This window comes from Nitrospirota bacterium (genome assembly GCA_016214845.1).
In the GTDB taxonomy this organism is placed as follows: domain Bacteria; phylum Nitrospirota; class Thermodesulfovibrionia; order UBA6902; family UBA6902; genus SURF-23.
Genome location: JACRMS010000037.1, coordinates 1 through 18,694, shown reverse-complemented (window position 1 = coordinate 18,694; position 18,694 = coordinate 1). Strand labels below are relative to the sequence as shown.

35 protein-coding genes are annotated in these 18,694 nt (G+C 46.1%); 1 reads left to right on the top strand and 34 read right to left on the bottom strand.

Going from position 1 to position 18,694, the window contains the following annotated elements; all coding sequences use genetic code 11:
* Window positions 1-54 precede the first annotated feature (54 nt).
* Window positions 55-903, bottom strand: a complete 849-nt coding sequence (locus HZB61_13845) for a hypothetical protein (protein ID MBI5057692.1) — start codon at window positions 901-903, stop codon at window positions 55-57.
* A 198-nt stretch (window positions 904-1,101) separates the two neighbouring features.
* Here HZB61_13845 and HZB61_13840 point away from each other — a divergent pair, with 198 nt between their 5' ends.
* Window positions 1,102-1,482 (top strand): metallopeptidase family protein, encoded by a 381-nt coding sequence (locus HZB61_13840; GenBank protein MBI5057691.1) that lies wholly within the window; start codon window positions 1,102-1,104, stop codon window positions 1,480-1,482.
* Window positions 1,483-1,515: 33 nt separating this feature from the next.
* On the opposite strand, the gene HZB61_13835 is transcribed toward HZB61_13840, so the two are convergent.
* From HZB61_13835 to tuf, 33 genes are all read right to left on the bottom strand, one after another.
* Window positions 1,516-2,631 (bottom strand): ABC transporter permease, encoded by a 1,116-nt coding sequence (locus HZB61_13835; protein ID MBI5057690.1) that lies wholly within the window; start codon window positions 2,629-2,631, stop codon window positions 1,516-1,518.
* Window positions 2,628-3,641: an ATP-binding cassette domain-containing protein gene (locus HZB61_13830; GenBank protein ID MBI5057689.1), complete on the bottom strand. Its 1,014-nt coding sequence runs from the start codon at window positions 3,639-3,641 to the stop codon at window positions 2,628-2,630. Before HZB61_13830 ends, HZB61_13835 begins: the two co-directional genes overlap by 4 nt.
* 134 nt (window positions 3,642-3,775) lie before the next feature.
* Window positions 3,776-4,276 (bottom strand): 50S ribosomal protein L17, encoded by a 501-nt coding sequence (gene rplQ / locus HZB61_13825; protein MBI5057688.1) that lies wholly within the window; start codon window positions 4,274-4,276, stop codon window positions 3,776-3,778.
* Window positions 4,266-5,333, bottom strand: coding sequence for a DNA-directed RNA polymerase subunit alpha (locus tag HZB61_13820; GenBank protein ID MBI5057687.1), 1,068 nt, complete (start codon window positions 5,331-5,333; stop codon window positions 4,266-4,268). Before HZB61_13820 ends, rplQ begins: the two co-directional genes overlap by 11 nt.
* A 48-nt stretch (window positions 5,334-5,381) precedes the next feature.
* Window positions 5,382-6,008, bottom strand: coding sequence for a 30S ribosomal protein S4 (rpsD, locus tag HZB61_13815; protein MBI5057686.1), 627 nt, complete (start codon window positions 6,006-6,008; stop codon window positions 5,382-5,384).
* Window positions 6,008-6,397, bottom strand: coding sequence for a 30S ribosomal protein S11 (rpsK, locus tag HZB61_13810; protein ID MBI5057685.1), 390 nt, complete (start codon window positions 6,395-6,397; stop codon window positions 6,008-6,010). The genes rpsD and rpsK overlap by 1 nt, the downstream gene beginning before the upstream one ends.
* A 6-nt stretch (window positions 6,398-6,403) precedes the next feature.
* Window positions 6,404-6,778, bottom strand: a complete 375-nt coding sequence (gene rpsM / locus HZB61_13805; protein ID MBI5057684.1) for a 30S ribosomal protein S13 — start codon at window positions 6,776-6,778, stop codon at window positions 6,404-6,406.
* A gap of 71 nt (window positions 6,779-6,849) precedes the next feature.
* On the bottom strand, window positions 6,850-6,963 hold the full coding sequence (gene rpmJ, locus HZB61_13800; GenBank protein MBI5057683.1) for a 50S ribosomal protein L36: 114 nt from the start codon (window positions 6,961-6,963) through the stop codon (window positions 6,850-6,852).
* Between the two features lie 78 nt (window positions 6,964-7,041).
* Window positions 7,042-7,260 carry a translation initiation factor IF-1 gene (infA, locus tag HZB61_13795; protein MBI5057682.1) on the bottom strand — a complete coding sequence of 73 codons (219 nt, stop codon included), beginning with the start codon at window positions 7,258-7,260 and terminating at the stop codon, window positions 7,042-7,044.
* 27 nt (window positions 7,261-7,287) lie between these two features.
* Window positions 7,288-8,034 (bottom strand): type I methionyl aminopeptidase, encoded by a 747-nt coding sequence (map, locus tag HZB61_13790; GenBank protein MBI5057681.1) that lies wholly within the window; start codon window positions 8,032-8,034, stop codon window positions 7,288-7,290.
* Window positions 8,035-8,087: 53 nt separating this feature from the next.
* Entirely contained in the window at window positions 8,088-9,395 is a 1,308-nt protein-coding gene (secY, locus tag HZB61_13785; protein MBI5057680.1) for a preprotein translocase subunit SecY, read from the bottom strand.
* Between the two features lie 63 nt (window positions 9,396-9,458).
* A complete protein-coding gene (gene rplO, locus HZB61_13780; protein ID MBI5057679.1) occupies window positions 9,459-9,896 on the bottom strand; it encodes a 50S ribosomal protein L15 in 438 nt (145 codons plus the stop codon).
* Entirely contained in the window at window positions 9,897-10,085 is a 189-nt protein-coding gene (rpmD, locus tag HZB61_13775) for a 50S ribosomal protein L30 (GenBank protein MBI5057678.1), read from the bottom strand.
* Window positions 10,072-10,593: a 30S ribosomal protein S5 gene (gene rpsE, locus HZB61_13770; protein MBI5057677.1), complete on the bottom strand. Its 522-nt coding sequence runs from the start codon at window positions 10,591-10,593 to the stop codon at window positions 10,072-10,074. The genes rpmD and rpsE overlap by 14 nt, the downstream gene beginning before the upstream one ends.
* 45 nt (window positions 10,594-10,638) lie before the next feature.
* Window positions 10,639-11,001: a 50S ribosomal protein L18 gene (locus HZB61_13765; protein ID MBI5057676.1), complete on the bottom strand. Its 363-nt coding sequence runs from the start codon at window positions 10,999-11,001 to the stop codon at window positions 10,639-10,641.
* A gap of 27 nt (window positions 11,002-11,028) precedes the next feature.
* Window positions 11,029-11,571 (bottom strand): 50S ribosomal protein L6, encoded by a 543-nt coding sequence (rplF, locus tag HZB61_13760; GenBank protein MBI5057675.1) that lies wholly within the window; start codon window positions 11,569-11,571, stop codon window positions 11,029-11,031.
* A gap of 9 nt (window positions 11,572-11,580) precedes the next feature.
* Window positions 11,581-11,979 (bottom strand): 30S ribosomal protein S8, encoded by a 399-nt coding sequence (gene rpsH, locus HZB61_13755; protein ID MBI5057674.1) that lies wholly within the window; start codon window positions 11,977-11,979, stop codon window positions 11,581-11,583.
* 6 nt (window positions 11,980-11,985) lie between these two features.
* Window positions 11,986-12,171: a type Z 30S ribosomal protein S14 gene (locus tag HZB61_13750; protein MBI5057673.1), complete on the bottom strand. Its 186-nt coding sequence runs from the start codon at window positions 12,169-12,171 to the stop codon at window positions 11,986-11,988.
* A 36-nt stretch (window positions 12,172-12,207) separates the two neighbouring features.
* On the bottom strand, window positions 12,208-12,747 hold the full coding sequence (gene rplE, locus HZB61_13745; GenBank protein MBI5057672.1) for a 50S ribosomal protein L5: 540 nt from the start codon (window positions 12,745-12,747) through the stop codon (window positions 12,208-12,210).
* A gap of 3 nt (window positions 12,748-12,750) precedes the next feature.
* Window positions 12,751-13,068 (bottom strand): 50S ribosomal protein L24, encoded by a 318-nt coding sequence (locus tag HZB61_13740; GenBank protein MBI5057671.1) that lies wholly within the window; start codon window positions 13,066-13,068, stop codon window positions 12,751-12,753.
* A 39-nt stretch (window positions 13,069-13,107) separates the two neighbouring features.
* Entirely contained in the window at window positions 13,108-13,476 is a 369-nt protein-coding gene (rplN, locus tag HZB61_13735; protein MBI5057670.1) for a 50S ribosomal protein L14, read from the bottom strand.
* A 29-nt stretch (window positions 13,477-13,505) separates the two neighbouring features.
* Complete coding sequence (gene rpsQ / locus HZB61_13730; GenBank protein MBI5057669.1) at window positions 13,506-13,775, bottom strand: 30S ribosomal protein S17; 270 nt, start codon at window positions 13,773-13,775, stop codon at window positions 13,506-13,508.
* Between the two features lie 18 nt (window positions 13,776-13,793).
* Window positions 13,794-13,994, bottom strand: a complete 201-nt coding sequence (gene rpmC / locus HZB61_13725; GenBank protein MBI5057668.1) for a 50S ribosomal protein L29 — start codon at window positions 13,992-13,994, stop codon at window positions 13,794-13,796.
* Between the two features lies 1 nt (window position 13,995).
* Window positions 13,996-14,406 (bottom strand): 50S ribosomal protein L16, encoded by a 411-nt coding sequence (gene rplP, locus HZB61_13720; protein ID MBI5057667.1) that lies wholly within the window; start codon window positions 14,404-14,406, stop codon window positions 13,996-13,998.
* A 13-nt stretch (window positions 14,407-14,419) separates the two neighbouring features.
* Window positions 14,420-15,085: a 30S ribosomal protein S3 gene (gene rpsC / locus HZB61_13715; GenBank protein MBI5057666.1), complete on the bottom strand. Its 666-nt coding sequence runs from the start codon at window positions 15,083-15,085 to the stop codon at window positions 14,420-14,422.
* 48 nt (window positions 15,086-15,133) lie between these two features.
* A complete protein-coding gene (gene rplV, locus HZB61_13710; protein MBI5057665.1) occupies window positions 15,134-15,463 on the bottom strand; it encodes a 50S ribosomal protein L22 in 330 nt (109 codons plus the stop codon).
* 2 nt (window positions 15,464-15,465) lie between these two features.
* Window positions 15,466-15,765, bottom strand: a complete 300-nt coding sequence (gene rpsS / locus HZB61_13705) for a 30S ribosomal protein S19 (protein MBI5057664.1) — start codon at window positions 15,763-15,765, stop codon at window positions 15,466-15,468.
* A gap of 12 nt (window positions 15,766-15,777) precedes the next feature.
* A complete protein-coding gene (rplB, locus tag HZB61_13700) occupies window positions 15,778-16,596 on the bottom strand; it encodes a 50S ribosomal protein L2 (GenBank protein ID MBI5057663.1) in 819 nt (272 codons plus the stop codon).
* On the bottom strand, window positions 16,597-16,887 hold the full coding sequence (gene rplW, locus HZB61_13695) for a 50S ribosomal protein L23 (GenBank protein MBI5057662.1): 291 nt from the start codon (window positions 16,885-16,887) through the stop codon (window positions 16,597-16,599).
* Entirely contained in the window at window positions 16,884-17,507 is a 624-nt protein-coding gene (gene rplD, locus HZB61_13690) for a 50S ribosomal protein L4 (GenBank protein MBI5057661.1), read from the bottom strand. Before rplD ends, rplW begins: the two co-directional genes overlap by 4 nt.
* A complete protein-coding gene (rplC, locus tag HZB61_13685; protein MBI5057660.1) occupies window positions 17,507-18,145 on the bottom strand; it encodes a 50S ribosomal protein L3 in 639 nt (212 codons plus the stop codon). Before rplC ends, rplD begins: the two co-directional genes overlap by 1 nt.
* Complete coding sequence (gene rpsJ / locus HZB61_13680; protein MBI5057659.1) at window positions 18,139-18,447, bottom strand: 30S ribosomal protein S10; 309 nt, start codon at window positions 18,445-18,447, stop codon at window positions 18,139-18,141. Before rpsJ ends, rplC begins: the two co-directional genes overlap by 7 nt.
* Window positions 18,448-18,531: 84 nt before the next feature.
* The coding region (tuf, locus tag HZB61_13675; GenBank protein MBI5057658.1) for an elongation factor Tu at window positions 18,532-18,694 on the bottom strand (163 nt) is incomplete at its 5' end.

Genomic DNA, 18,694 nt, shown 5'->3' with positions numbered 1-18,694 from the left:
TGCATATTAATCTCAAGTCGTACAACGTATGCGGAAACAATTTTGGACAATGAATTATTTTTTTCTTTTAGGCAATTCCTTTTTTGAAGACGGTGGAAGGAAGCTCTCTGCGGTGACAACCTTTCTGCCTGTCTTTGCTTCCAGTTCACGTCTTGCCTTTTTGGCAATGCCGCCGCCTTTTTTCCCTGCGACCTTGTTCTTGTCCATGCCGACTGCATTCATGCTCTCTGCTATCTGCCGGGTGGATAGTTCGGCAAGGGCGGTAAATATCAGTTCCGCCTCGCTCATATGATCTCTCAGGTTTTGCGTTTTCAGCCCCTTCATTTTCTTGTGCTTTTTTACAGAGACATCCGCCCATTCCTGATGAATGATATTGGTCAAAATAGCGTATTCTTCTTCTTTTTTGACCTCATGATCTTTCCAGTAATCAGTCAGCTTGTTGCGGGTCTCCTGCCCCATCATCCGCTGCTGAATCCATTTCTCGCTTCTCCCGTGCTGCTTCCAGTATTCACGGGCGCGGTCAAGGGATCGGGCCGGATCGCCCATATCTTGTATTCGCTCGTAACCGACCTTTGCCAGCCAGAGTTTGATCGGTTCAGCCTTGGGGCTTGGAACGCTTTGGACGAGGCGCAGCAGGGTTTCGGCTGTCGCAGTATCGGTGAGGCGTTGTTTGCCGTCATCAGCAGTCATTTTCAACTGGTAACAATTTGTTACCAGTTCGCTTCCCTCCTTAGCCAATCGCCCTTTCAGGACTTTCCAATATTTCCGTGCCGCCTGATAATCCGGCTGCTGAATCAGCGCTGCGATTACATCCACCACAGAAAAATACCAGGTCTCCTTTTCCTCATCATACACTCTGCGGATTTTGTAATCTTCAAATACAGCAAGCGAGTTCTCTTTCATTTTTCCCCCTCAATCAATATCCTAAGCTCCAGCCGAGCTCAACCATTTTGTTTGCATCAAAAAACATGGTCACTGCTGTTCTGCCCGGAATTGCAACAAGATGCATAATTAAGGATAAGGATTTTAACGGTAGAAATCAACGAGACAAAGGTAGAAAAGCCGTTTTTGTTTTGCATCTCCATCCTGTAAAATAATCTCATGTCCTACAGTGTAAGCAGAGAACATTTTGAGAAGCTTGCGGAAGAGGCGTTGAAGACATTGCCGGAGGAGTACAGGAAGTATTTTGTAAATATCACGATCATGATCGAAGATTATCCCGGCGAGGATGATATCAAAAAGCTGAATACGAGAAAGCACGGCCTGTTGGGGCTTTTCAGCGGCGTGCCTTATACAAAGAAGGGAGGGTTCTTTGATATTCCCTATCCCCTTCCCGACAGGATAATGCTCTTCCAGAAGAACATCGAAAGCATCTGTTCTAATGAAGACCAGCTTGTTGATCAGATACGAAAGACACTCGTGCATGAGATAGGGCACTACTTCGGCTTCTCAGAAAAGGAATTGAGGGAATATGAGAAATAATAGCTGATAGCTGTAAGCTATAAGCTGAAAGCTCTACAGCGTCCTCTTGAAAGTCACTATCGCAAGGACCATCATCAGAGTTGTAAAGCCAAGCAGGAACATTATGTCGCCAAAGACGATCATAAGCCCCGCGTTTTTAAACAGGATCGACTTCAGGGCGTGCACCGCGTACGCCTCGGGGTTTATCTTTGAGAAGGCCTTGAGCCAGTTGGGAAAGCTCTCAATGGGATATACCGCGCCGCTTGGGAAAAAGAATATGACGTTCATAAAACCGCTGAACAGCCCGACAACCCTCGGATGACTGGCCCTTCCCAAAAACAAAAACATCATGCTTAAAAGCGCGAGGGTCGTCAGTATGACAACAATGAGTATGGATATTCCCTGGTCCAATCCCCTTAAGAAAGGGATGCCGGTTATCAGCATACTAACTCCAAAGACAGTAAGGGCAGTTATTGTAGTGATCGTCAGGCCGCTGATGATCAGTCCCGTCACGATTGTGCCGCGCGATAACGGGGTAAGCAGATAGCTCTCATTGATGCCGAGGAATTTATCCATCACGAGATTGAACACGCCCGCGGTCATTGTGCCGAGAAATATAGCCATGATCACAACGCCGGGGACGAGCGACTGATAGTAATCAACCAGGCTGTACAAGTCTATGTTCCTGGTGTATATCTCACCCGGCCTCTCCCTGACCGGCACGTATTGCTGCCTGATAAATTTCATGGTCCCGCCAACAGCATTCCTTATCGTCTCGGCGGAGATGTTGTCCGTGTTGTCTATGAATAAACCCACTTCAGGTTTTTTATCGAGCACAACCCTTTTTGAAAAATCCGGCGGTATGATCAGCGCCGCCTTGTACTGCCCGTTCCTTACCCCTTCAACCGCCCTGCCCTCGTCATTTAACTGGAAAATGGAAATTGTCTTGGGCCCTGCCTCAAGCGCCCTTAGATTTTCAATCACGCGGTTTGAGTATGTGCCTGGATCCCTGTTTACAACGGCTACCGGAAGGCCCTTGAATTTGCCCTGAAATGAATTGCCGAGGATAACAAGATACAACAGCGGCATTACCAGGCTTATCATGATAACAACAGGATTGCGCCAGAATTTTTTAATGTCGCGCTCAATTACCGCAAGCAGTTTTATCATCTTCCCAGCTTCTGAGGCACTCCTGCGCCGATGAGGAAGCTCACCTTCTTTGCCTCTTCCTCGCGTATTGACTTGCCAGTAAAATGAATGAAGGCGTCCTCAAGGGACTGCTGATGTATGCCTACGGAACTGACTGTCCCACCGGCCCCTTTGACTGCATCAATGAGAGAAGTAAGATTCTGCGCGCCGTTGTCTACGTAAATGCGCAGCGTCTCGCCATCCACTTTTATTTTATGCACGAACTGGATGCCCGTTAATATATTATTAATTTCATCTAATCTCGAAGTATCAGACAGCGTAAGTGAAATGATATCGTTGCCGGGGATTTGGGCCTTGAGATTATCGGGAGAATCCAAAGCTATTATTTTGCCCGCGTCAATGATGGCCACCCTGTCGCACAGGCTCTCAGCTTCCTCCATGTAATGAGTGCTGAGCATTATGGTGAGGGAATCTTTTTTTCTGAACTTCTCAAGGAATTCCCAGACAACCCGCCTGCTCTGCGGGTCCAGTCCTATTGTGGGCTCGTCAAGAAACAAGATGTCAGGCGTGTGAACAAGCGCTCGCGCGATCTCAAGCCTCCTCTTCATGCCGCCGGAAAAAGTTGCAACAAGGTCGCCTGCCCTGCTTGTAAGCCCGACAAGGTCGAGCAGGTATTTGATCTTCTCTTTCCTCTCTTTTTTGGGAATGCTGTAAAAGCGGCCGTAGATGTCCATGTTCTCATACCCTGTAAGGTCCATATCGCTGGTCATCGCCTGCGGCACAACGCCTATTCTCTGCCTGACACTATCAGGCTTTTCAGACACGTCACAGCAAGAGACAACGGCCTTTCCGCTTGTGGGTTTAATCAGTGTCGTGAGGATCCTGATGAGGGTCGTTTTCCCCGCGCCGTTAGGGCCGAGAAAGCCGAAGAACTCGCCCTCTGTAACCGTGAAGCTCACGTCATTAACAGCCGCAAGCTCACCGAACTTCTTCGTAAGCCCCGAAACCTCTATGGCATTTGGCTTTTGCATGATGGTTTTAAATTAAAGAATATATCAGCGTCACAAGTATTGTAAAGCGATTGGCACTGTCAGGAAATTTTCAAAAATAAAAAAGGCATAGTGCCAAACGGCAGCCATGCCTTTGAAAAATATCTATAGGAAAATTATTCTTTGACTTCTTTCTTTGCTGTCTTTGCCTTCTTCTTTTCCTTTTTTACTTCGGTCTTCTCTTCTTTATTTTCCTTCTTAACTTCTTTTTTTGCTTCTTTCCTGGCCTCTTTCTTTTCTTCTTTTTTCTCCGGCTTCAGCAGATCATAATCGACAAACTCAAGTATTGCCATGTCGGAGTTATCACCTGCGCGGAAGCGTGTTTTTACAACGCGGAGATAACCGCTGGTCCTTGTTATCTTCGGGGCGATCTCGTTGAAGAGTTTTGTGATTATCTTATTGTTGGGAATGTGAGAAAGCGCCAGCCTTCTTGAATGCAGGTCGCCTTTCTTACTGAAAGTGATCACGCGCTCCGCCAGTCTTCTCGCTTCCTTCGCCTTTGCAACGGTTGTCTCTATCTTCAGGTGTTCAATCAACGATGTGACAAGCCCGCGTAAAAGGGCCTTCCTCTGGTTTGCGTTTCTGCCGAATCCTCTACCTGCAACTTTATGACGCATTTTCTACCCTCTTGTTCTTTGCTAATTTCTGAAGCTCTTCAGGATCTATCCTCATATTAAAATGCAGTCCCATTTGAGTTATGATTTCTTTTATCTCATTTAAAGATTTGCGTCCGAAGTTTTTGGTCCTCAGCATCTCCTGCTCGGTCTTCTGCACCAGCTCGGCGAGCGTGCGGATATTTGCGTTTTTCAGACAGTTATATGAACGCACTGAAAGCTCAAGCTCTTCAACGCTTTTAAGAAGCTGTTCACTTGCCACAGCGGGCGTGTCATAGTAAAATTCATCCACTACGTTACTGACCGGATCACCTTCTGATTGTTCCGCTGTGACCAGTTGGGGGTTCTCTTCAGGTTCTTCTATATCAAACGTAAAGAGCGCGAGATGTTCCATGAGAATGTCGGATGCCTCTGTCAAGGCGTTCTGGGGAGTGATGCTCCCGTCAGTCCATATCTCCATAACCAGCTTGTCATAATCCGTTGAGCGGCCTACCCTGGCGCCCTCTATCCAGAAATTTACCCTCTTGATCGGGGTAAAGATGGAATCTATTACCATGGTATCAACCGGCTGATCAGCCTTTTTGTTCCTGTCGGCAGTAACATATCCTTTGCCTTTTTCTACGGTAAACTCCATTGTTAAGCTCGCATTCTTCTCCAGCGTGGCAATGTGCTGTTCAGGGTTCAGTATCTCAACCTGTCCCCCGGTCTCTATGTCTTTTCCCTTAATTTCGCGCGGGCCTTTCACATTAATTGTGACCACTTTGGGTTCATTGGAATGCAATTTCATTCTCAACTGCTTCACGTTAAGCACGACGTCGACAACATCTTCTTTCACGCCCGTGATCGTGGAAAATTCATGCAGCACGCCCGGAATGCGTATCGAGGTTATTGCCGCGCCCTCAATAGATGATAACAGGACCCTTCTCAGGGCGTTTCCTATGGTGGTCCCAAAGCCTCTTTCAAAGGCCTCGGCGTAAAACTTACCATATGTATTTGTAAGGCTCTCAGAATCAAAATTGATATTTTCTGGGAGTTGAAAGCCTTTCTTTTTTAGATCCATTAAGCCTCCTTAAAAAATAGCCGCCGGACGTCAGCCGATGGCTAATAGTTATTTTGAATACAATTCTACGATCAACTGCTCCTGCACAGGCAGATCAATCTCATCTCTTGAAGGAGCATGAAGTATTTTGCCTTTAAGATTGTTAACGTCCATCTCTATCCAGGCAGGCAACCCCCTGCGTTCAATCTTTGAAATATTTTCTTCTATCACGCTAAGCTTCTTGCTCGCTTCCTTTAATCCAATTATATCACCCGCTCTTAATTGATAAGAGGGGATGCTGACCTTTTTATTATTTACTGTAAAATGCCCGTGTAATACAAGCTGTCTTGCCTGCCTGCGGTTTGCTGCGAAACCAAGACGGTATACCGCGTTGTCAAGCCTGCATTCCAGTACCTGCAGGAGATTGCTTCCGGCAACGCCCTTCCTTCTTTCCGCGATCTGGAAATTTCCCTTGAACTGGCTTTCAAGCACCCCGTAAATCTCTTTTGCCTTCTGTTTCTCCCTGAGCTGCAACGCGTAATCAGACGGTTTCTTCTTTCTCTGGCCGTGCTGCCCGGGAGCGTATTTCCTTCTTTCAACTCCGCATTTATCTGTATAACATCTGTCGCCTTTGAGATATAATTTCTCGCCTTCTCTTCTGCATAATCTGCATAGAGCTTCTCTATACCTTGCCACTATACTCTTCTCCTTTTGGGTGGTTTTGTACCATTATGAGGAACAGGGGTAACATCCTTGATAAGGTTTACCTCAAGACCGGCCGCCTGAAGCGCCCTGATTGCCGATTCTCTCCCGGCGCCTGGACCTTTAACATATACATCTACCTGACGCATTCCAAAACCCATGGCCTTTTTGGCGGCGACATCCGCAGCAATCTGCGCGGCATACGGCGTTCCTTTTCTGGACCCCTTAAATCCCTGCGCTCCTGCCGAAGACCATGTTACTACATTGCCGTTCTGATCGGTAATTGTGATGATGGTATTATTAAACGTAGCCTGTATATATGCTTCGCCGGTATGTACAACCTTTTTTTCTCTTTTAGTGCTTTTTTTCTTCTTCTGGGCCATTAAACTTTATACTCCCTTCTTCTTCATGCTGCCGACAGCCTTCCTCGGGCCTTTACGTGTGCGCGCGTTTGTCTTTGTCCTCTGCCCTCTCACAGGTAATTTGCTCTTGTGCCTGAGTCCTCTGTAACTGCCGATGTCCTGAAGTCTTTTTATATTCATTGCGATTTCACGTCTTAAATCGCCTTCAACTTTGAAATCCTTGTCAATGATCGCCCTGAGCTTTACGCCATCTTCATCAGTGAGGTCCTTTGCCTTTTTATTAAGGTCTATTCCCGTCTCCTGCAAAATCTTGCGTGACATGCTCCTGCCGATACCGAATATCCTGGTAAGGCTTATTTCAATCCTTTCTTTGTTGGGTAAATCTACACCTGCTATTCTCACCTTGTCTCCTTTAAAAAGTTAAAAATCAAGAATCTTATTTCTTCGCTCTCACTCTTAACTTTCAACTGTCTTTATCCCTGTCTTTGCTTGTGCTTGGGATTACTGCAAATGACCCTGACCACACCCTGTCTTTTTATAATCTTGCATTTCGCACATATCGGTTTTACTGACGACCTTACTTTCATGTCTACCTCAAAAATAGTTAAGAGTTTAAAGCTAATAAGTTAACAGTCTCGGTTCCTTCACTCTTAACTTTCAGCTTCTCATTTAAATCTGTATGTTATTCTGCCTTTCGTGAGATCATATGGCGAAAGCTCTACTGTCACCTTATCTCCGGGCAGTATCTTGATAAAATGCATCCGCATCTTACCAGAGACGTATGCTAATATCTGCTGTCCATTTTCAAGTTCAACCCTGAACATTGCGTTCGGCAAGTTTTCAAGAATCGTTCCCTGTACCTCTATGGCCTCTTCTTTGGACATTTTAGAACTAATAATTATAATTACTCTTCATAATTTAGTCAAGACAACATTGCCGTCTTTTGTAATTGCTATTGTATGTTCAAAATGGGCTGATAAACACCCGTCTTTTGTCACTGCCGTCCATCCGTCATCTAAGATTACCACTTCCCATCCGCCGGCATTTACCATCGGTTCAATGGCAAGCGTCATGCCCTCGGTAAGCCTTGGACCTTCACCTGGCCTGCCGAAATTCGGTATTTGCGGCTCCTCATGAAGCTCCCTGCCGATGCCGTGTCCTACAAAGCTCCTTACAATCGACAACCCCTGTGATTCCACATATGTTTGGATCGCAGATGATATGTCGGAAATCCTGTTGCCGGCTACTGCCTTTTCTATTCCGATCTGCAGCGCCTTTTCAGTTGCTGATATCAGTTTTTCCGCCTGATTATTCACTTCGCCAACCGGCAGGGTTATTGCTGCGTCACCGTAAAATCCTTTGTAATAAACGCCTATATCAAGACTAATTATATCTCCTTCTGCCAGCTTTGTCGAAGAAGGTATCCCATGAACAACCTGCTCATTCCTTGATGTACAAACGCTAGCCGGATAGCCTCTGTAATTTTTAAAGGCCGGCCTCGCGCCCTTTGAAATAATAAAAGACTCTGCAAAGTTATCGAGTTCTTTTGTTGTTATTCCCGGCGCAACGCTTTGTTTGATCCCTTCCAATACCTCAGCCACAATTCGGCACGCCTCTGCCATCCTTTTTATCTCATCTTGTGACTTAAGAATTATCAATGATCAATGTTAATATATTTTATTTTCAAAAAAAGGAAATCCGTCAGGGCCAATCAGCCTTTCCTGCCCTTCAGTCTTCCTTTCTTCAGGAACCCATCATAAGAACGCGTCACCAGATGTGATTCTATCTGAGACATTGTATCGAGCGCAACGCCGACAACTATTAAAACAGATGTTCCTCCAAAGTAAAACGGCACCTTGAAATATCCTCTCAAAATATCAGGCAGAATGCAGACTGACGCGAGGTAAATCGCTCCACCAAAAGTGATCCTTGTTAGGACATGATAAATATAGTCGGTGGTTTTCTGACCAGGCCTTACGCCTGGCACAAATCCCCCGTGTTTTTTCAGGTTGTCTGCCATGTCCACCGGGTTGTATATTATTGAGGTATAGAAATAGCAAAAGAAGAAAATTAAAACAATGTCGAGTGTCGTATAAACTATCGTTCCGGGCGCAAGCTGTTTTGATAATGTCTGCACCCAAGGGATGGATATAAAACCCGCTATCGTAGCGGGGAACATCATTATTGAAGATGCAAATATGGGCGGTATAACGCCCGCCGCGTTAATTTTAAGAGGCAGATGCGTGCTTTGCCCGCCGTAGACCTTTCGCCCCACTACCCGTTTGGCATACTGTACCGGGATCTTGCGCTGCCCTCTTTCAACATAAACAATAATGCCGATTACCGCGATCATCATGACCACCACCAGCAGCATCAAAAGAATATGCAATTCACCGGCCCTTATGAGTTCTACTGAACTGATTATCGCATTCGGAAAACGCGCGACGATGCCTGAAAAAATTATCAGGGAAATTCCGTTGCCGATCCCGCGCTCAGTGATCTGCTCACCGAGCCACATGAGAAAGGCAGTGCCTGAAGTCATGGTTATCATGGTCAAGAGCCTGAAGGCCCACCCTGGATTTTGAACAAAGGCCCCGTCGCCCATGCTTTCGATTCCAATGGCTATGCCCATTGACTGAACTATGCTGATAACTATAGTTCCATATCGTGTGTACTGTATGATCTTTTTTCTGCCGCTCTCGCCTTCCTTTGCAAGCCGTCCGAGGGTCGGAATAACAATGGTAAGAAGCTGAAGTATAATCGACGCGCTTATGTACGGCATGATGCCGAGAGCAAAAATTGTGGCCCTTGATAAGGCGCCGCCGGAGAACATGTCAAAAAAGCCCATAAGCGCGCCTCCCCTTGCCATAAGGAATTTACTTAATTCCTCGCCGTTAATTCCTGGTGTCGGGATATGGGCGCCTATACGATAGACGCATAAAAGCATAAAAGTAAACAGTACCCTGCTTTTAAGTTCCTGTATCTTGAAAATGTTCTGGAAGCTGTTAACTATGCTCACGGTTGAAATGTTTTAAGGTTAAAAGTTAAAAATTGAAAGACTCTATGTTTATATTTTTTGATTCTAAATTATCTCTACGGTACCCTGAGCTTTTAGTATCTTTTCTTTTGCGGAGGCGCTTAATGCATGTGCCTTGACGTTGACAGGCCTAGTAAGTTCTCCCTCGCCAAGTATTTTCACGCCGTCTTTGACATTTCTTATTATCCCCTTCTCAACTAAAACGTCAGGGGTAATAACGGCTTCCGTAAGTTTATCAAGCACGCCTACATTTACGATTGAGTATTCTTTCTGGAAGATATTTGTAAATCCGCGTTTGGGCAGGCGGCGCTGTAAAGGCATCTGTCCGCCTTCAAACCCGGGCTTGGTGCCGCCTCCGGTCCTTGCTTTTTGTCCTTTGTGACCTCTGCAGGAAGTTTTGCCGTGGCCGGAACCGCAGCCCCTGCCGACCCTCTTTTTGCTTTTTCTGCTTCCTTCAGCAGGCGCAAGATCTGATAATTTCATCTATTCCTCCACGACCTCTCTGACTTCAAGTAAATGAGAAGTCTTGTGAATCATTCCTCTTATAGAAGGCGTGTCCTTATGGACAACGCTCTGGTTAATTTTCTTTAATCCAAGAGAATGCACGATCTTTCTCTGTTTTTCCGGGTTCCCGATTAAGCTTCTCTTTAATGTGACCTTAAGCGTTTTCATTTGTCTGCCCCTGTTGCTCCTCTTCGGTCTTGCCGATCCTTCTTGATACGCTCTCGGAGTCCTTTAACTTTAAAAGGCCGTTGAGCGTGGCGCGGACCGTATTAAAGGGGTTCCTGCTGCCTATCGATTTTGCGACTATGTTGCGGATTCCAACCACTTCCATTATGGCCCTCACCGCTCCGCCGGCTATAAGTCCTGTTCCAGGTTTGCCCGGTAAAATAACTACCTTGCCTGCGCCGTATTGCCCGTTGATCTGATGCGGAATTGTTCCATCAACCACCGGGACCTTAACGAGCGCCCGCTTTGCGTGTTCAACGGCCTTTCGTATGGCCTCCGGGACTTCCGCTGCTTTACCTTTGCCGAAACCTATATGGCCGTTCTCATCGCCGACAACCACAAGGGCGCTGAAAGAAAAACGCCTTCCGCCCTTGACGACCTTCGCAACTCTATTTATATATATAACCTTGTCTTTTAATTGACCAAGACTTTCAGGGTCTATTCTACCCACAATACCTCCAAGTAAATTTGAGATTTGAAATTTGAGACTTGAGATTTAGAATTCCAGGCCTCCCTCTCTCGCTCCGTCAGCAAGGGCCTTGACCCTTCCATGATAGCGGTAACCACCCCTGTCAAATACGACCTTTTTAATTCCTTTATCAGCCGCCCGTTTCGCGACCAGGCTTCCGACTATTTTAGCGGCTTCAACATTACCGCCTGTTTTTACTTTGCCTTTTAATTCCTTGTCAATGCTGGACGCGGCAACAAGGGTACTGCCGGAATAATCATCTATCAGCTGCGCATATATATGATTAAGGCTCCTGAATACATTCAGTCTCGGTTTGTTCGGCGAACCTACCACCTTTTTCCTTACCCTGTCGTGACGTCTCTCTCTTGCCTCAATTTTACTGTATGACAAAACTACCTCCAAAAAATTAGCTGTAAGTTATTTCTTGCCTGCCTTGCCGACTTTAAGTTTGATTGTTTCGTTTGAATATCTAACGCCTTTGCCTTTATAAATATCCGGCAATCTCAAAGCGCGAATGTTTGCGGCAACCTGGCCTAATAATTGTTTATCTATGCCCTGAAGGGTCAACTGCGTCTGCTTTTTATCGACCTCGGCGCTTATCCCGTCAGGTAAATTGAATTCCACCGGATGAGAATACCCGAGCGTAAAAACGACTTTCTTGCCCTGTACCTGGGCCCTGTAACCGACCCCGGTTATATCAAGTATCCTTTGATATCCGGCGCTGCTGCCTGCAACCATGTTCGCAATAATATTTCTCGCGGTGCCGTGCAATGATTTAAACTGTTTTGTCTCGGAAGACCTCTCAACCAGGAGAGTTGCATCCTGCACGGAAACCTTCAGTCCCTCCGGAAAGTTCCATTTAAGCTCACCTTTGGGTCCTTTGACCGAGACAAGGCTGCCGTCAACTTTAACATTTACGCCTTTAGGTAATTGTATCGGGTTTCTACCTACTCTTGACATTTAAGCTCCTTACCAAACATTGCAGAGAATCTCTCCGCCTACTCCATCACGCCTGCAAACTTCATCAGTCAATATCCCTTTTGATGTTGAAATAATGGATATGCCGAATCCGCCCATTACCTTTGGTATCTTCAGCTTGTCCACATATACTCTTTTGCCGGGAGTACTGACTCTCTTCAAACCTGTTATGGCCTTTTCAGAACCTTCCAGGTATTTCATGGTAATCCTGATGACACCCTGCTTTTTGTCCCTCACCACCTTGAAATTTTTTATGTAGCCCTTTTCCTTGAGTATCTTTGTTATCTCGATCTTGATCTTTGAAGCAGGCACATCGACTTTTTCAAGTTTGGCCATACTGGCATTTCTTATTCTTGTAAGCATATCAGCTATTGCATCAGTTAACATAATTGACCTCTACCAACTGGATTTTGTGACGCCAGGAATTAATCCCCTGAGTGAAAGCGTCCTGAAACATATCCTGCACATCGCAAACTTTCTTAAATATCCTCTCGCCCTTCCGCACAGGCGGCATCTGTGATATTCTCTCACCTTAAACTTCTGCGGCCTGCTTGCTTTTATTCTGAGACTTTTCTTTGCCATCGATATCCCTTATTTAAAAATTGAACATTGTATTTATTAATTTCTAAAAGGCATTCCTAAATACTTAAGAAGCGCCTTGCCTTCTTTATCCGTTTTAGCGGACGTGACAATTATGATGTCCATCCCGTGCATGCTTGCGATCTTGTCGTAAACGATCTCCGGGAATATTATCTGCTCTCTTACCCCGAACGCATAATTGCCCCTGCCGTCAAAAGATTTGCCGGAGATCCCTTTAAAGTCCCTGATGCGCGGCAATGCAAGGCTTATAAACTTGTCGAGAAAATCATACATCCGCTCTCCTCTTAATGTGACCCTGCATCCTACGGGCATCCCTTCGCGGAGCTTAAAGCCTGCAATTGATTTCTTGGCCCTCGTTATAACAGGCGCCTGTCCTGAAATTATTGCCAGTTCCTTGACTGCGGCCTCAAGCGGCTTTATGTCCTGGGTGGCTTCGCCCATGCCGACATTAAGGACTATGCTTTGCAGTCTCGGCACCTGCATAACGCTTTTGTAAGCAAATTCCTTCATCAAAAGCGGCGCGATCTCTTTTATATATTTTTCCTTCAATCTAACCATGAACTATTCTATGACCTCCCCGCACTTTTTGCACAGCCTTACCTTTTTACCGTTCTCAAGAATGTTCTGGCCGATCCTTGTGGCTTTATCGCATTTGGGGCATACAAGCATAACGTTTGACTTCTGGATAGGTCCTTCTTTTTCTATGATGCCGCCCTGTGTATATTTCTTGTTAGGCTTCATGTGTTTTTTAATTATATTAATGCCTTCGACAAGGACCCTGTTTTTGGCCGTCTGAACGGAGACCACACGGCCCTTCTTGCCTTTTTCATCGCCGGTCTTTACCAGCACTGTGTCATTCTTTTTTATTCCTAAACCCACTTAACTTCTCCAATCATTTATCATTAATAACTGTTAGTTCTAAAGTACCTCAGGCGCCAGAGAGATTATCTTCATAAATTCCCTCCACCTGAGCTCTCTTGCAACAGGCCCGAATATTCTGGTGCCGACCGGGTCGCCTTCGGCGTTGATAAGCACCGCGGCATTCTGGTCGAATCTGATATATGAGCCGTCCGGCCTGCGCACCGGCTTCTTTGTTCTAACCACCACGGCCTTTGCAACAGCGCCTTTCTTTACTGTGCCGTTAGGGTCCGCTTCTTTGACGGCAACAATTATCTTATCGCCGATGCTGGCATATTTCCTGTGAAAACCACCAAGCACCCTTATGCAAAGGACCTTTTTGGCTCCTGAATTATCTGCGACTTCTAAAACGGTCTCCTGTTGAATCATCCTCTTCTTTTCTCCGTGCGGTCAGTATGTTATTCCGGGATATCTACTTTTTTAGTCTCGTGCTTGCCGACTATCTCGACAACCTTCCATCTTTTTTCTTTGCTTACCGGCCTTGATTCAATAATCTTCACAAGATCTCCGGTCTTGCATTTACCTTCTTCATCATGAACCTTGAACCTTACGACCTTCTTTATCGTTTTCTTGTAAAGCGGGTGCTGGGTCAGCCTTTTTACGGCCACCACTACCGTCTTCTGCATCTTGTCGCTTACAACTTCACCAGTGTAAATCTTCTTTGGCATCTTTCCTTCCAGTTCAGATTAACTTTTTACTTTTGACTTTTCACTTACGATTGTCAAAATCTTTGCTATATCTTTTCTCACATGCCTGATACGCATGGGATTTTGGATCTCACCTGTCGCCTGTTGAAATCTCAGGTTGAAAAGCTCCTTCCTGAGGTCTTTCTCTTCCTGTTTCAGTTCGTCTGTGGTTAGCGCCCTTAGTTCTGACGGCTTTCTCATTTTATCCCGCCCTCTTAACAAATTTTGTTGCTATTGAAAGTTTGTGAGAAGCAAGCCGCATCGCTTCCTTTGCGATGGTCTCGGTGACGCCGGACATTTCATAAAGTATTTTTCCGGGTCTGACAACGGCAACCCATGATTCCGGAGCGCCTTTTCCTTTTCCCATTCTCGTTTCAGCAGGTTTCTTGGTCAAAGGTTTGTCCGGGAAAATCCTTATCCATACCTTGCAGCCTCTTTTTGCGTGCCTTGTTATTGCAACTCTCGCGGCCTCTATCTGACGGTTTGATATCCATCCCGGTTCTGTAGCCTTGATACCGTACTCTCCAAAAGACACGTCCGAGCCGCGGTATGCCTTACCGTTCATGTTACCCTTCATCATCTTTCTGAATTTAACTTTTTTAGGCATTAACATGGTAAATTCTCTCCTAAGCTACAGCTTCCGAACCGGTTGATTGTAACACCGGCTCCTGCAATATATCACCTTTATAAATCCATACCTTCACGCCGATCCTTCCATAAGTCGTGCTGGCTTCTGAAAATCCATAATCTATATCCGACCTGAATGTATGCAAAGGGACTCTTCCTTCCCTGTACCACTCAGCCCTCGCTATTTCAGCTCCTGCGAGACGTCCCGAGCAGGCAACCTTTATGCCTAACGCCCCAAACCGCAGCGACGAGGTGACGGCCTTCTTCATCGCCCTTCTGAAGGCGACTCTCTTTTCCAGTTGAAGCGCGATGTTTTCCGCAACAAGCTGCGCGTCAAGCTCCGGCTTTCTTATCTCTTTTATATCTATGCTCATCTCTTTGCCGGTCATTCTTTCGAGCTCTTTTTTGAGCTTTTCAACTTCGGAGCCTTTCTTGCCGATAATGATCCCGGGCCTTGCGGTATGAATTGTCGCCTTTATCTTCTGGCCTGTTCTTTCAATTTCCACCTTGGGAACTCCTGCGTGAAAGAGATTCGCCTTGATAAATTTCTGCACGGTCAGGTCCTCGTGAAGAAGGTCCTTATAATCCCTCTTGGCAAACCACCTGGAGTTCCAGGTTTTTATAATGCCCAGTCTCTGTCCTATCGGGTTCGTCTTCTGCCCCAAAATTACCTCCGTTAAACTGATAGCTATCAGCTTTTAGCTCTAAGCTATTTATTCTTCCAATAATAAAGTTATATGACTCGTTCTTTTTCTGACTGTATCGGCGCGGCCCATCGACCGGGTCAGCATCCTCTTCATTGAGGGGCCCTGGTCCACAAGCACGTTCTTGACCTTCATGGAGTCCGGGTCCGCGACCTTTTTTTGCTCCGCATTGGCCATCGCTGATTTCAATACCTTGGCAACTATCTGGGCGCCTTTATGCGGAAGGAGCTTCAGATTGACAAGGGCGTCTCCGGCCTTTTTCCCCTTAATAAGGGTGGTGACCCTTCTTAACTTCCTTGGTGTTACTCTTGCGTATTTTAATATTGCTTTAGATTCCATAATTAATCTCTCTTACCGCCGCCCTTTGCAGGGGCTTCCTTCTTTTCTCCAGAGTGGACCCTGAAGGTCCTTGTCGGAGAAAACTCTCCGAGTTTATGCCCGACCATATTTTCCGTCACATAAACGGGAATGAATTTATTGCCGTTGTGCACTGCGAGTGTATGACCGATAAATTCAGGCAGTATTGTAGACCTTCTCGACCAGGTCTTGATGACCTTTCTCTCGTTCTTCTCATTCATAGCAAAAATCTTCTTTGACAGTTTTGCGTCTACGAATGGTCCTTTTTTCAGTGATCTCGGCAAAGTCCTTCCTCCTTACTTCCTTCTTCTCACGATAAATTTATCGGTTCTCTTATTTTTCCTTGTCTTCTTGCCTTCAGGCTGTCCCCACGGAGAAACCGGAGGCCTTCCGCCTGAAGTCTTTCCCTCGCCGCCGCCAAGCGGATGGTCGATGGGGTTCATTGCGACGCCCCTGACATGAGGCCTCTTGCCGCGCCATCTGGTCCTGCCCGCCTTGCCGACGGAGATATTTTCACGTTCGGCATTTCCAACCTGTCCTATGGTTGCCATACAGTTGGACGGGATGAGCCTTACTTCAGCGGATGCCATTTTTACGTGGCACATCTTTTCATCTTTTGCAACAAGCTGAGCATAAGTGCCTGCGCTTCTTGCAAGCTTGCCGCCCTGGCCGGGATTAAGCTCTATGTTGTGAATTATTGTGCCCAGAGGCATATTTATCAAAGGGAGCGCGTTGCCGTTTTTGATTTCAGCGTCAGGCCCTGATACAAGCGAGTCTCCTACCTTTACCCCGACAGGAGCCAGCATATATCTTCTCTCGCCGTCAGCGTATCTCAACAATGCGATCCTTGAAGTCCTGTTTGGATCATATTCTATGGTTTCAACCGTACAGGGGATATTTAATTTATTGCGTTTGAAATCAATAATCCTGTATGCCCTTTTATGTCCGCCGCCCTTCTGCCAGGCCGTCACTCTGCCGGTGTTGTTCCTGCCTCCGGTCTTTTTAATAGGCATCAAAAGCGGCTTGTGCGGGGTGGTTTCTGTTATTTCAGAGAAATCAAATCCGCTTCTGAAACGCGTGCCTGCCGATGTCGGTTTATATTTTTTTATTCCCATTTATACACCTTCAATAAAATCTAATTTCTCTCCCTTTTTGAGAGTAACAATCGCCTTTTTCCAGTCAGACCTCTTGCCTGCATGTTTACCCATGCGTTTTTTCTTGCCCTGGTAGTTCATGGTTGAAACATTGTCTACCTTTACCTTAAATATCTCTTCAACAGCTTTTTTTATTTCTATCTTGTTTGCAACATTCGCCACTTTGAACAGAACTTTATTTTCCCGCTCTTTCATGAGCGTTCCTTTTTCCGTCAACAGCGGACCTATGAGGACATCGTATATGTTTTTCATCCTAAGTAAGCCTCTTTCATGCGTTCAATCGAGTCTTTTGAAATAAGCAGCTTTTCATGAGTGAGAATGGAATAAACATTCAACTCGCTCACCCTTGCAACACCCACTCGCGGTATGTTGCGCGCTGCAAGCTCAAGCGCTTCGTTCTTTTCCGGCACTATTATCAACACATTATTAAGACCGAGATTCTTAAGCAGCGTCTTTACCGCCTTTGTCTTCGGCGCGGTGATGGACAAATCGTCTATGACCACGACCTCTTTGTCCGCAAACTTTCCCGCAAGCGCGGCGCTGAGCGCCTGCCACTTAATCTTTCTCGGCAGTTTATACGAATAATCCCTTGGCTGAGGCCCGAAGATCGTTCCGCCGCCCCTCCACAATGGAGACCTGCTGCTGCCGGACCTTGCCCTGCCGGTACCTTTCTGCCTGAAGGGCTTTTTCCCGCCGCCGCTGACAAGTCCTTTTGTCTTGGTAGCCGCGTTACCCTGTCTTTTATTAGCGAGGTGATTGTGCACCACCTCAAAAAGAAGGGCCTTGTTGACCTTAACACCGAATATATCGTCAGGCAGTTCAGCAGTGCCTGCTGCTTTATTGTCCTTATTTATAATTTCTATCTGTGGCATCAGCTTTCCTTTACGGCGAGGGCCGCATCCGATTTAATAATTACGTAGCTTCCGTTAGCCCCGGGAACCGCTCCTTTTATGAGCATGAGGTTCTGGTCTTTTTTTACTTCAAATATTTCAATGTTCCTCACCGTGACTCTTTCATCTCCCATGTGGCCGGGCAGTCCCTTGTTTTTCCACACCCTTGAAGGATATGCGCTTGAGCCGATTGATCCCGGCGCCCTGTTGAACATGGAGCCATGCGAACCGGGGCCGCCTTTATAATTGTGTCTTTTCATGACACCCTGAAAGCCTTTTCCCTTTGATATCCCTGTAACCGAGACCATATCGCCCTTAGAAAAAATATCTACCGTGACGTTATCGCCTGCGTTAAATCCTTCCATCTTTATTTCTCTCAAAAACCGGTATGAAGGTGAAGAAGCCTTTTTGAAATGCCCCTGCATGGGCTTTGTAACATTCTTCTCTTTTCTCTGCTCATCATAACCTAATTGCAGTGCCTCATAGCCGTCTTTGTCTTTTTCTCTCTTCTGCACAACCTTTGCAGGTCCTGCCTCTATGACCGTAACAGAGACCAGGTAACCTTCTTCCGTAAACACCTGCGTCATGCCGATTTTTTTACCGAGAATACCCTTCATAATTTTATCTCCACATCAACCCCTGCGGAAAGGTCTAATTTCATAAGCGCGTCAACAGTCTGAGGTGTCGGGTCCAGTATATCGAGCAGTCTCTTATGCGTCCTGATCTCAAACTGCTCCCTGGACTTTTTATCTACATGCGTAGACCTCAGCACCGTTATCTTGTGGATCCTTGTCGGCAGCGGCACAGGTCCTGAAATCTTTGCTCCTGTCCTTTTCGCAGTCTCAACGATTTCCTTTACTGACTGGTCCAGCAGCCTGTGATCATACGCCCTTAGATTAATTCTTATCTTTTCGTTCATAATTCCTTCTACTTCGCTGTCATTAATTTACTGTAATATTATCTTTTTATAATCCTGCAGATCTTCGCTTATCTGCGTCCAATTTATTTATTCAACAACCTCGGTCACAACTCCGGCGCCTACTGTCCTGCCGCCTTCTCTCACCGCAAACCTCAATTCCTTCTCCATTGCTATCGGTGTTATCAGCTCTATCTCCATCGTCACGTTGTCTCCGGGCATTACCATCTCCACTCCCGTCGGAAGCTTCGCT

What these genes read in the sequence shown, in the direction of transcription:
- rplQ (MBI5057688.1), bottom strand. Translation starts at nt 4,276, where the DNA reads ATGCGTCATAAAGTTGCAGGTAGAGGATTCGGCAGAAACGCAAACCAG.
- rpmD (MBI5057678.1), bottom strand. Translation starts at nt 10,085, where the DNA reads ATGAAAACGCTTAAGGTCACATTAAAGAGAAGCTTAATCGGGAACCCG.
- rpmJ (MBI5057683.1), bottom strand. Translation starts at nt 6,963, where the DNA reads ATGAAAGTAAGGTCGTCAGTAAAACCGATATGTGCGAAATGCAAGATT.
- rplB (MBI5057663.1), bottom strand. Translation starts at nt 16,596, where the DNA reads ATGGGAATAAAAAAATATAAACCGACATCGGCAGGCACGCGTTTCAGA.
- rplP (MBI5057667.1), bottom strand. Translation starts at nt 14,406, where the DNA reads ATGTTAATGCCTAAAAAAGTTAAATTCAGAAAGATGATGAAGGGTAAC.
- infA (MBI5057682.1), bottom strand. Translation starts at nt 7,260, where the DNA reads ATGTCCAAAGAAGAGGCCATAGAGGTACAGGGAACGATTCTTGAAAAC.
- HZB61_13820 (MBI5057687.1), bottom strand. Translation starts at nt 5,333, where the DNA reads ATGGATCTAAAAAAGAAAGGCTTTCAACTCCCAGAAAATATCAATTTT.
- HZB61_13835 (MBI5057690.1), bottom strand. Translation starts at nt 2,631, where the DNA reads ATGATAAAACTGCTTGCGGTAATTGAGCGCGACATTAAAAAATTCTGG.
- rpsK (MBI5057685.1), bottom strand. Translation starts at nt 6,397, where the DNA reads ATGGCCCAGAAGAAGAAAAAAAGCACTAAAAGAGAAAAAAAGGTTGTA.
- rplO (MBI5057679.1), bottom strand. Translation starts at nt 9,896, where the DNA reads ATGAAATTATCAGATCTTGCGCCTGCTGAAGGAAGCAGAAAAAGCAAA.
- rplW (MBI5057662.1), bottom strand. Translation starts at nt 16,887, where the DNA reads ATGAAAAACATATACGATGTCCTCATAGGTCCGCTGTTGACGGAAAAA.
- HZB61_13845 (MBI5057692.1), bottom strand. Translation starts at nt 903, where the DNA reads ATGAAAGAGAACTCGCTTGCTGTATTTGAAGATTACAAAATCCGCAGA.
- HZB61_13830 (MBI5057689.1), bottom strand. Translation starts at nt 3,641, where the DNA reads ATGCAAAAGCCAAATGCCATAGAGGTTTCGGGGCTTACGAAGAAGTTC.
- rplD (MBI5057661.1), bottom strand. Translation starts at nt 17,507, where the DNA reads ATGCCACAGATAGAAATTATAAATAAGGACAATAAAGCAGCAGGCACT.
- HZB61_13840 (MBI5057691.1), top strand. Translation starts at nt 1,102, where the DNA reads ATGTCCTACAGTGTAAGCAGAGAACATTTTGAGAAGCTTGCGGAAGAG.
- rplF (MBI5057675.1), bottom strand. Translation starts at nt 11,571, where the DNA reads ATGTCAAGAGTAGGTAGAAACCCGATACAATTACCTAAAGGCGTAAAT.
- rplE (MBI5057672.1), bottom strand. Translation starts at nt 12,747, where the DNA reads ATGGTTAGATTGAAGGAAAAATATATAAAAGAGATCGCGCCGCTTTTG.
- rplN (MBI5057670.1), bottom strand. Translation starts at nt 13,476, where the DNA reads ATGATTCAACAGGAGACCGTTTTAGAAGTCGCAGATAATTCAGGAGCC.
- rplV (MBI5057665.1), bottom strand. Translation starts at nt 15,463, where the DNA reads ATGGAATCTAAAGCAATATTAAAATACGCAAGAGTAACACCAAGGAAG.
- rpmC (MBI5057668.1), bottom strand. Translation starts at nt 13,994, where the DNA reads ATGAGAAAGCCGTCAGAACTAAGGGCGCTAACCACAGACGAACTGAAA.
- HZB61_13750 (MBI5057673.1), bottom strand. Translation starts at nt 12,171, where the DNA reads ATGGCAAAGAAAAGTCTCAGAATAAAAGCAAGCAGGCCGCAGAAGTTT.
- rpsQ (MBI5057669.1), bottom strand. Translation starts at nt 13,775, where the DNA reads ATGCCAAAGAAGATTTACACTGGTGAAGTTGTAAGCGACAAGATGCAG.